Origin of the sequence: Halococcus sp. IIIV-5B, from assembly GCF_003602035.1 — an archaeon.
Lineage (GTDB): Archaea > Halobacteriota > Halobacteria > Halobacteriales > Halococcaceae > Halococcus > Halococcus salsus.
In genome coordinates, this window is record NZ_QZWE01000036.1 from 18,763 (window position 1) to 28,332 (window position 9,570).

The window sequence follows — 9,570 nt, forward strand, 5'->3', positions numbered from 1 at the left end:
CATCCGGAGGACGACGACTCAGAGTTCACGAAACACGAATCGCTTTGTCGAATCGGTCCCTGAACCAGCCATGACCGATCTCGACGACCGGGAGTGGCGGCTCATCCGCGAAGACACCAGAAGCGGGCCGTTGAACATGGCGCTCGACGAGGTCGCCGCCGAGACCGCCGCGGACGGCGGGCCACGCACCCTCAGAGTCTATCGGTGGGAGCCCGCGACGCTCTCGCTGGGCTACCATCAGGAGCCCGAAACCGTCGACTGGGACTTTTGCGAGCGCGAGGGGATCTCGGTGACGCGACGGCCGACCGGCGGCGGCGGCATCTACCACGATACTCGCGGGGACATCTCCTACTCGATCGTCGCGCCCGCCGACGAACTCCCGGGGGACCTGATGGAGACCTACGAGTTGCTCTGCGAACCCCTGTTCGACGCGCTGGAGAGGGTAGGAGTCGAAGCGGGCTTCGTCAACGAGGAGCGCCCCGCGATCTTCGAACCCGCGTGTTACCTCCGGGGGCTCCACCCGGCGCACGACGTAGTGGCGGGCGACGGCCGGAAGCTGAGCGGGAACGCCCAGTACCGCCGGCGCGACAGCGTGATCCAGCACGGTTCGGTGCTTTTCTCCGACGCCGTCGAGACCCACCTCGACTGTTTCGTCGATTCGCCGAACCCCGAGACGTTCCGCGAGCGCGTGACGAACCTCCGAGAGCAACGGGATCTGGAGCGGGAGCGGGCGGTCGAAGCGTTCGAGGCGGCCCTCGGGAAGTGGGCGGACGCCGACGTGGGCGAGTGGACCGACGACGAACTCGCTCTCGCGCGTGCGCGCGTAGAGGAGAAGTACGATTCTCCTGCGTGGAACCGCGACCGGGTAGACCCGACGGCCTGAAAGCGGATCGGGTGGCTCTTTGTGACCGCGGTCGAGGCCCGGGTATGCACGTAGGCGCACACGTCTCGGTCGCCGGCGGTGTCGACAACGCCATCGAGCGCCAGGTCGACGTCGGCGGGAACTGCGGCCAGATATTCACGGCCTCGCCCCAGGTCTGGGCCGGCCCGAGCTTCGACGACGAGGAAGCCGCAGCGTTTCGCGATTCCGACCTCGGCCCGTGGGTCATCCACGCCTCCTACCTCGTCAATCTCGCCACCCCCAAAGACGACCTCCGCGAGAAGTCCGTCGCGAGCCTCCAAGACGAGTGCGACGCCGCGGATCGTCTGGGCATCGAGTTCGTCAACGTCCACCTCGGTGCGCACACCGGCGCGGGCGTCGACGGTGGACTCACGAACGCCGGGGAGGCCATCGACGAACTCGATATCCCGGAAGGAGTCACCCTGCTGGTCGAGAGCGACGCCGGGAGCGGGACCAAGCTCGGCGGCGAGTTCGACCACCTCGCGACGGTTCGCGATCGGACCGACGAGGACATCGAGTTCTGTCTCGACACCGCCCACGCCTTCGCCGCGGGCTACGACTTCTCGACACCCGAGGGGGTCGAGGATTCGCTGGCGGAGTTCGACGACATCGTCGGCCTCGATTCGCTCCGGTGTATCCACCTCAACGACTCGAAACACGCCTGTGGCACCAACAAGGACGAACACGCCCACATCGGCGAGGGCGAGATCGGGAGTGAGGGAATGCGGGCGGTCATCAACCACGACGCGCTCGCCGACGTGCCGTTCGTGCTCGAAACCCCCACCGAGGACGGCAAGAGCTACGCCTGGAACATCGAGCGCGTCAAGGACTACCGCGAGGAGTGAACCCGTCCGAGGGAGGGACGGGTTCCCCGGTCAGTCGTCCTCTTCCTCGCCGCCGCCGTTCTCACCGCCACCGTCTTCGTTCTCTCCGCCGCCGCCACCGTCTTCGTTTTCGCCCCCACCGTCTTCACCGCCGCCACCACCGCCATCCTCACCGCCACCACCATCCTCGTTCTCTCCACCGCCGTCCTCGCCTTCGCCGCCGAGGCTCGAACAGCCGGCGAGGCCGACCGCGAGAACGCCGCCGGCCATCGCGAGGGCGCGTCGCCGGTGATACCGTTCGGTTTCGTCCGTCTTTCGGGTCATCACCGGCCGAACGAAGAGCGACACCCTAAGCGTTCCTCTCCCGTCCACCGAGCGGAAACGAAGGTTGATACGGGTCGCCTCACTACCCGGGGAAGGTTACGTATGGAGGTACGGGACGGAGTGAGCTACGACGACGTGTTGGTAGTGCCGAAACGCTCGGCGGTCGACCACCGGGGGGACGTGGACCTCGGAACCCATCTCGCACCGGGACTCGCGCTCGACAGCCCGGTCCTCGGCGCGGCGATGGACACCGTGACGGAGGCCGAGACGGCCATCGCGCTGTCGGCGGTCGGTGGATTGGGAGTCGTTCATCGGTTCCTGCCGGTCGACGACCAAGCGGCCGAGATCGAGCGGGTGGTCGCGGCGGGCGAGCGGGCGGGCGGCGCGGTCGGCATCGAGGAGGACTTCGTCGAGCGAGCGGACGCACTGGTCGAGGCCGGCGCGGCGTGTGTCGTCGTCGACGTCGCCCACGGCCACATGGAGCGGTGTCTCGACGCGGTCGCCGAGATTCACGAGGCGTTCCCCGACACAGTGCTCGTGGCGGGCAACGTCGCGACCGCGGCGGGCGTCGCGGATCTCGCGGCCGCGGGCGCGGACTGCGTGAAGGTGGGGGTCGGCCCCGGCTCGCACTGCACCACGCGGGAGGTCGCGGGCGCGGGCGTGCCCCAGCTCACCGCGGTCGACGACTGCGCCGACGCCGCCGCGGAGTGTGGGGTCACGACGATCGCCGACGGCGGGATCACGAAGTCCGCCGATGCGGTGAAAGCGTTGCTGGCGGGTGCGGACGCGGTGATGGTCGGCGGGCTGCTCGCGGGCACGGCCGAAGCCCCCGGCGACGTCGTCGAACGCGACGGCGAGCGGTACAAGCGCTCGCGCGGGATGGCCTCGGCCGAGGCGGGTGCGGAGCGGACCGACAAGGAGGGCGCGGTCGACGCCGCCGAGGGGGTCGCCGGGCTGACGCCGTATCGGGGGTCGGTCGCCGACGTGGTCGGGGAGCTCGAAGCCGGCATCCGGTCGGGGCTTTCCTACTGCGGCGGGGCCGACCTCGCGGCGGCACGCGAGAACGGCGAGTTCGTCAGGAACTCCGCGGGCGCGCAGGCGAGGGCGGGGTCCCACGGCGGCGTCCGCGAGCGCTAGACCACGTCGCCACGAACGGTGAGGCCGTCCTGGTTCTCGCGGTAGGATCGCACCGCGTTCGCCGCCTGCTCGGAGTCGGGTTCGTCCATGCCGATCATCGCGAAGGCGTCGGCGAGCGTCGGGAAGACGTACTCGCCGCCCGCGAGTTTCTCGAAGGCCTCCTCGGAGCGCCGGCCGTCGAGCCAGCAGCACACCCCCCGAGGATCGAGGAGCTCCTCGTAGTTCCCGTGGGCCATCGCGCCCCGGAGGCGCTGGGTCACGTTGTCGTCGAAGCTCGCGTTGCAGACCTCGAGGTGGATGGGTTCGTTCTCGCCAACGAGGTGGGCCGCGAGACACTTCTCGGGGGCGGCGTAGCCGTTCGCGCTCGCGCGGATGTATTCCGGGTGTTCGTCCGCCCACTCCGCGCTCACGGTCTTGCCGATTCCCTCCACACCGTGCGAATCGACGAACTCGGCCTCGCGCTCCGCGTCGCCGTGGAAGAGGAGGTCCTTCGTGAGGTAGACGTCGAGGCGGGAGATGGGGTCGAGACCGAGCGCGAGATCCCCATACACCCATATTTCGCGCACCGGGACGGGCATCGGCTCCGATTCGACCGTCGAGACGAGCTGCTCGACCCGCTCGACGGCCTCCGCACGCGTGAATCCGGTCATGGCTCGACTACTCCCCCGCCGTGGAAAACGGTTTCCGCGGCGACCGGGCGGATGCGGAGGCGGTTCCGGACGGTGCGGTCGCGGTTGCGGTCGGAGCGGTCGGCGCGCGCTCGTGGTCGTGTGCGAGGGAAACGAGCACCGACCGCGGACACTGTGCGAGGGATGAGCGAAACGAGCGGAGCGAGTGAAGCGAATCGGCTGGGGAGGGCGTGGTGCACGGTTGTAGTTGTCGTGCTGTACCGCGAGTGAGCCATCGGCGAACGAGCGGTCTTTTTAGTCCACCGGAAGACGCGAAGCGTCTTCCGAGCCTTGCTTCGTTGCACTCAGCAAGACAGGTTTTTGCGAGGAGGGGTTTGCGAACGAAGTGAGCAAATCCGACGAGTAAAAAAGTGGGAGCTGAATCGGTTGGGGAGGGTGTGGCCGTCGCGGGGCGGTGCGGAGCGGTGGCGGTTCTCAGTTGCACCGGGATTCGAAATCGCGTCTCTTCGGCCGACCGATCAGGATTCGAAATCATGCTCACTTAGCCGACTGATCAAAGTTCTAGAAATCGTGCGCAGTCGACTGGCTGAGCAAGCAGCGGGAAACGACAGAACAGAACAACTCAATCCAGATCTTCGACCTCAGTAGTCCGCTCGGTCTCCCGGTTTCCCGTGTTCCGCGTCTCGGTCGGTTCGAACAACAGGATCTCGGCCTCGTCCGCCGCCACCGGCCGATGCTCCACACCTGCTGGAATCGTCACGAACTCGCCGGCTCCCAGAACTACGTCCTCCTCGTCGTCGAGTTCGAAGCGGACCTCGCCCGAGCGCACCATGAACAGTTCGTCGACGGAGTGGTGATGCCGGTCGAACTCGCCCTCGACCTTCGCGAGTTTGAGGCCGTGGTCGTTGACCGCGCCCGCGAGCCGCGGCGACCATTGCTCGTCGAACGAGTCGAAGGCCTCGTCGAGATTCGTCTTCTCCATGGGTGGTGAAGACCGCTCGACGGGAAGTAGGGGTCGGTTCTGGAGGCGAAACCGTGAAACGCCGAAGCGGACAACTCGCGGCATGAACTGTACGAAGTGCGACCGCGAGGCCGTGCTCCACGCGGCCTACTCCGGCGCGCACCTCTGTGAGCACCACCTCCGGGAGTCCGTCGAGTCCAGACTTCGGCGGCGGGTCCGCAAGGACGGACTCATCGGCCCCGACGCGAGTCCGGAAAATCCCGAGACCTGGCTCATCGGGCTCTCGGGCGGGAAGGACAGCGTCGTACTCACCTCGATCCTCGCCGAGACCTTCACCGAGGACCCGCGGATCGAGTTGGTCGCGCTCACGATCCACGAGGGCATCGAAGGCTACCGCGACGAGAGCCTCGACGCCGCCAGCGAACTCGCTCGGGATCTCGACATTCGCCACGAGGTCGTGAGCTACGCCGACGAGTTCGATCTGGAGATGGACGACGTGGCCGAGACGGACCCCGAAAACATGGCCCCGTGTGCCTACTGCGGGGTCTTCCGGCGCGACCTGCTCTCGGACTACGCCGAACGGTTCGACGCCGACAAACTCCTTACGGGTCACAATTTGGACGACGAAGCCCAGACCGCGCTGATGAACTTCTTCGAGGGCGACGTCGCCCAGATGGCGAAACACTTCGACGCCAGCCTCGGGCCGTTTCCCGAGCGCAGCGACTCCACGGAGTTCGTCCCGCGTGCGAAGCCCCTCCGGGACGTCCCCGAAAAGGAGGTCGCGCTCTACGCCCACCTCGCCGAACTACCCGTGCACATGGCCGAGTGTCCCCACTCCAGTGAGGCCTACCGAAAGGAGATCCAGGAACTCCTCCTGAAGATGGAGGCCCAGCATCCCGGAACGCGGCACTCGGTGATGGCGGGCTACGAGGAGCTCGCCGAACTCGCCGCCCGTGCCTATCGCGAGGACAGCCCCGAACTCGGCGAGTGCGAGCGGTGCGGTTCGGCCACCACCCGCGACCTCTGTCGGACCTGCCAGCTCACCGAGGCCGTCCACGCCGCCTAGTCCTCGTACGCGATGCACTCGATCCGGTTGCCGAACGGGTCACGAAACGAGAAGCGCTCCCGACCGGGGATCGGCGGTTCGGAACCGATCTCGATACCCTCGCTTTCGAGCCGGTCGCGTATCGGTTCGAGCTCGTCCACGACGAAGGCGGGGTGGCGACGTGAGCGCTCCGTTCCGGCTTCGGGCCCGAGGTGGATCTCGACCCCACCCGCTCCGAACCAGAAGCTGTCGGTGCCGTCGAGCGAGTCGGGCTTGTCGAGCGGATCAAAGTCGAGAACCTCGGTGTAGAACCGCGTCGCTCGCTCCCTCGCGTCCTCGCCCTCCGGAACACACAACTGGACGTGGTCGACGCCCTGCCAATCGGTCATGTGCGGGTGCTCTCCCCGCACGAGAATACGACTGTCGGTCGGCTTCGACCTCGACGAGACCGACATCGACCGTGTAGTACACGAACCAGCAATCGAACCTATCACGTTATTCTATCTAGAACGTTCGGTCGCAAACGCAGTACTGAAGCCGGATAGAAAACAAAAGAAATCGTATATATAATATTTCGAGTGCGTGGAGGGCACTCCGGTCAGCGGGACCTATCGGATGACGTCGAGGCCGTTGTGCTGTTCGCCGCGGTCGCCGTCCCGGGTCGACTCCACTCCGGAGAGCGACTCCCCGTCGTCGAGCGCCGCCCGCGAGCGGTCGGCCTGCTGTTGGGCGTCGGGACCGAGGACCTGGGCGCTCTGGACACCCGTCATGATGGCCATCACGCGGACCTTCCCTTTGTACTCCTCGCGGATGCGGGAGCCCCAGATCACGTTCGCGCTGGGGTCGAGGCGGTCGGTGATGCGTTCGGCGATCTCCTCGGCCTCCTTCAGGGTGAGGTCGGGGCCGCCGGTGATGTGGACCAGCCCACCCGATGCGCCCTGGTAGTCCACATCGAGGAGGGGGTGGCTCATCGCGTCCTTCACGACCTCCTCGGTCTTGTTCTTGTCCTGGGTCTCGCCCACGAGCATCACCGCGACGCCGCCCTGGTCCATGATCGAGGTCATGTCGGCGTAGTCGAGGTTGATCAGCGAGGGCTGGGTGATGGTCTCGGCGATGCCCTTCACGGTCTCGGCGATGAGCTGGTCCATCACCGAGAACGCCTTGCCGACCGGGAGGTTGGGGACGTAGTCCAGCAGCCGGTTGTTGTCGAGGACGATGATCGAGTCGGCCTCGTTGCGGAGCTCCTCGAGCCCCTCCTCGGCCTTGACGGTTCTCGCGCGCTCGACGTTGAACGGTGTCGAGACCATCCCGACCACGATCGCACCCTCGTCGGCCGCGATCCGTGCGACCACCGGGGCCGCTCCGGTGCCGGTGCCGCCACCCATGCCCGCGGTGACGAACACCAGGTCCGCACCCGAGAGCACGTCCTTCAGGGTGCCACGGGCCATCTCGGTGGCGCGCTCGCCCATCTCGGGGTTGCCACCCGCGCCGAGCCCCTGGGTGAGGGTCTTCCCGACGAGCACCCGGGTATCGGCCTGGATCATCTGGAGGTGCTGTTTGTCGGTGTTGACCGCGATGGTCTCGGCACCCTCGACGCCGATGTTGTAGAGCCGGTTGACGGTGTTGTTGCCCGCACCGCCACAGCCGACCACCACGATCCGGGGGTCGCCGAACTCGTCGAGTTCGGTCTCGTCCCGACGCTGTTTCTCCTTCTCGGCGTTTTCGAGCGCGGACTCGACGATGTCCTGCATCGTCAGGCCCTCGCGAACGGGCGCTCGGCCCGTCGCTCGCTCTGGTTCTCCTCGGCGACCATCCGGCGCACCGCCGCCCGGATGGCCTCGCTTCGGTTGGGATACTCACCGAGTTCGACCATCTGTTCGACCTCCTCTATCTGCTGCTTCGGGATCCGTAGTGTCACACGCTCCATTTGTTGTCTCCTGTGGGGACGCGTCTTACAGACCGGAACCGCTGTACGGAACCGGAGGTCGTCTCCATCGACCCGACTGTAAGACGGTCGTCTTACGCAATCGTATGCAATCGTCGCCGGTGTAATAAATCTACCGGAAGGCGTAAGACGGCTTCGAGGATCGGTCGCAAACGCCGTATACGGCCGGTTTTCGGTGTTTACGGTCCGTCGAGAACGTTGGCTGCTGGCGTCCGACGACCACAGCTCGGACAGAATCCCCAGTCGGATCGGAGTTCGTCGCCGCACTCACAGAACACCCGATGGCTCGCCTTCTCCCCGCAATTCGGGCAGTAAACGTCCTCTGAGGCGAGTTCCTCGCCACACTGACCGCAGGTTTTACGCTCGTTCGACCCCGTTTGCGCGTCCGGGGCCGGCGTCTTACGCGCGGTCGACTCCGCTTCGTCGTCTTCGACCGCAGCGCCGTCGAGCGTGATGTTTACGTTGATATCCTGGGGCTGTGATGGCGTAAACGCACCGGACAGCCGGTCGTCGACGATGGCCTCGACCCGTTCGGCGACGAGTGCATCGAGGCTGTCGGCGGTGTCGGACACAGTGGGTTCGTTCCGCGCGAGGTAGGTTCGGAGGGCCTCACGCATCGCCTCGCTCTTCGAGGCGTCGAGGGTTTCGAGCTCCTCGATGAGCTCGTCGTCCGCGCGGAACGTGATCTTGCTCATCCGTTTGCCGAAGGGAACGACAGCCGGCTACTTCAATCTTCCCGGCCGTCACACGCGTCCGACACGAACAGAAATTCTTAAACCCGGCGACCGGGGTAGTATCGGTAACCGCTCTTAGCTCAGTTTGGCAGAGCAGTCGACTGTAGATCGACTTGTCCCCCGTTCAAATCGGGGAGAGCGGATTTGCTTGCAAATCCGGTCGACACGATTTGAGCACGGAAGTCGCGGCGCGCGAGCGGAGCGAGCGGGTCGTCTTCCGACATTCAAATCGGGGAGAGCGGACTTCCGCACCGGTCACACCGGAGTCGAGCGGAGCGTCTGCCGTCGTCCGACATCGTGATCGGTCGGGTTGCGTGCGCCGGTGATGGGTTTTTTCGTCCGACTCCCGTAGGACGGGGTATGCCGAACGACAACTCCGATATGAGCGACGCACGCGACCGCCAGCGGGACCGGGCCGAGCACGTCGAGAACATCCTCGACGAGGTCGAGGCCGATACCCGCGAGCGGAAGTACCCCGTCAGTAGCGAGGACCTCGCGACCGAGTACGCCGACCAGCCGATCGACATGCCGAACGAGACCGAGTCGATGGGCGACGTCTTCCGTCGGCTCGACGACGAGTACGACACGCCCGAGCAGGTCCGCGAGGCACTCCACGGCGAACTCACCGGCGAGGCGGGCGGCCGAGGCGAGTACAACGACGAGCGCGACCTCACGGCGCTCGACGACGCCGAGGACACCGACACCGTCTAGGCCACCGTGTGAGGTGAGGGAAAGGCTCAAACACGCCGGCTTCGGCTATTCGCTGTGAATCGGAGCAGGCTCACCTCGGTGCTGATCGCCCTCCTCGCGGTGCTCGCGCTCGCCGTCGGGGCCGCCGTCATCGACGCCCCGACGGCCACCCAGGGAGCCGGCGGCGGGAGCGGTGGCGGCTCCGGCGGTTTCTTCGGGTCGGGTAGCGGCTTCAGTCTCGGGGGGTCGCCGTCGCCGGAGACGGCCGGTGAGTTCCCGGCCGAGTTCTTTCAGCTCCTGCTCGTCGTGGTCGGGGTGATGGCGCTCGTGCTCCTCGTTCTGCTCTGGAACGAGTTCGACCTCGGCGACCTCCGACGGGT

Annotated in this window: 13 protein-coding genes, 1 tRNA gene and 1 pseudogene; 8 read left to right on the forward strand and 7 right to left on the reverse strand. The window is 66.4% G+C overall.

Going from position 1 to position 9,570, the window contains the following annotated elements; translation table 11 throughout:
- Positions 1 to 70 precede the first annotated feature (70 nt).
- Together D3261_RS17225 and D3261_RS17230 are read left to right on the forward strand one after the other, a co-directional pair.
- Entirely contained in the window at positions 71 to 883 is an 813-nt protein-coding gene (locus D3261_RS17225; RefSeq protein WP_120074499.1) for a biotin/lipoate A/B protein ligase family protein, read from the forward strand.
- 44 nt (positions 884 to 927) lie between these two features.
- Entirely contained in the window at positions 928 to 1,746 is an 819-nt protein-coding gene (locus tag D3261_RS17230; RefSeq protein WP_120074501.1) for a deoxyribonuclease IV, read from the forward strand.
- Positions 1,747 to 1,776: 30 nt separating this feature from the next.
- On the opposite strand, the gene D3261_RS17235 is transcribed toward D3261_RS17230, so the two are convergent.
- Positions 1,777 to 2,049: a hypothetical protein gene (locus D3261_RS17235; RefSeq protein ID WP_233554026.1), complete on the reverse strand. Its 273-nt coding sequence runs from the start codon at positions 2,047 to 2,049 to the stop codon at positions 1,777 to 1,779.
- A gap of 102 nt (positions 2,050 to 2,151) precedes the next feature.
- Between D3261_RS17235 and D3261_RS17240 the strand changes: the two genes are divergently transcribed.
- Entirely contained in the window at positions 2,152 to 3,186 is a 1,035-nt protein-coding gene (locus D3261_RS17240) for a guanosine monophosphate reductase (protein ID WP_120074505.1), read from the forward strand.
- On the opposite strand, the gene D3261_RS17245 is transcribed toward D3261_RS17240, so the two are convergent.
- Positions 3,183 to 3,836, reverse strand: coding sequence for a hypothetical protein (locus tag D3261_RS17245; protein WP_120074506.1), 654 nt, complete (start codon positions 3,834 to 3,836; stop codon positions 3,183 to 3,185). The genes D3261_RS17240 and D3261_RS17245 overlap by 4 nt on opposite strands.
- A 20-nt stretch (positions 3,837 to 3,856) precedes the next feature.
- Here D3261_RS17245 and D3261_RS20125 point away from each other — a divergent pair, with 20 nt between their 5' ends.
- Entirely contained in the window at positions 3,857 to 4,024 is a 168-nt protein-coding gene (locus D3261_RS20125) for a hypothetical protein (protein ID WP_158589411.1), read from the forward strand.
- 413 nt (positions 4,025 to 4,437) lie between these two features.
- Here D3261_RS20125 and D3261_RS17250 read toward each other — a convergent pair whose 3' ends face one another.
- On the reverse strand, positions 4,438 to 4,797 hold the full coding sequence (locus tag D3261_RS17250) for a cupin domain-containing protein (RefSeq protein ID WP_120074508.1): 360 nt from the start codon (positions 4,795 to 4,797) through the stop codon (positions 4,438 to 4,440).
- A gap of 82 nt (positions 4,798 to 4,879) precedes the next feature.
- On the opposite strand from D3261_RS17250, the gene D3261_RS17255 reads away from it, so the two are divergent.
- Positions 4,880 to 5,842, forward strand: coding sequence for a TIGR00269 family protein (locus D3261_RS17255; protein WP_120074509.1), 963 nt, complete (start codon positions 4,880 to 4,882; stop codon positions 5,840 to 5,842).
- On the opposite strand, the gene D3261_RS17260 is transcribed toward D3261_RS17255, so the two are convergent.
- From D3261_RS17260 to D3261_RS17275, 4 genes are all read right to left on the reverse strand, one after another.
- Complete coding sequence (locus D3261_RS17260) at positions 5,839 to 6,210, reverse strand: VOC family protein (RefSeq protein WP_120074511.1); 372 nt, start codon at positions 6,208 to 6,210, stop codon at positions 5,839 to 5,841. The genes D3261_RS17255 and D3261_RS17260 overlap by 4 nt on opposite strands.
- A gap of 219 nt (positions 6,211 to 6,429) precedes the next feature.
- A complete protein-coding gene (gene ftsZ, locus D3261_RS17265) occupies positions 6,430 to 7,572 on the reverse strand; it encodes a cell division protein FtsZ (RefSeq protein ID WP_120074513.1) in 1,143 nt (380 codons plus the stop codon).
- 2 nt (positions 7,573 to 7,574) lie between these two features.
- Entirely contained in the window at positions 7,575 to 7,748 is a 174-nt protein-coding gene (locus D3261_RS17270; protein WP_029601858.1) for a ribbon-helix-helix domain-containing protein, read from the reverse strand.
- A gap of 197 nt (positions 7,749 to 7,945) precedes the next feature.
- Entirely contained in the window at positions 7,946 to 8,461 is a 516-nt protein-coding gene (locus tag D3261_RS17275; RefSeq protein ID WP_120074515.1) for a zinc ribbon domain-containing protein, read from the reverse strand.
- A gap of 108 nt (positions 8,462 to 8,569) precedes the next feature.
- Here D3261_RS17275 and D3261_RS17280 point away from each other — a divergent pair.
- The 3 genes and pseudogenes from D3261_RS17280 to D3261_RS17290 all read left to right on the forward strand — a co-directional run.
- A tRNA-Tyr gene (locus D3261_RS17280) sits at positions 8,570 to 8,643 on the forward strand.
- 217 nt (positions 8,644 to 8,860) lie between these two features.
- Entirely contained in the window at positions 8,861 to 9,211 is a 351-nt protein-coding gene (locus D3261_RS17285) for a hypothetical protein (RefSeq protein WP_120074517.1), read from the forward strand.
- Positions 9,212 to 9,265: 54 nt separating this feature from the next.
- Positions 9,266 to 9,570, forward strand: a pseudogene (locus tag D3261_RS17290) (DUF4129 domain-containing protein); the annotation flags it as partial.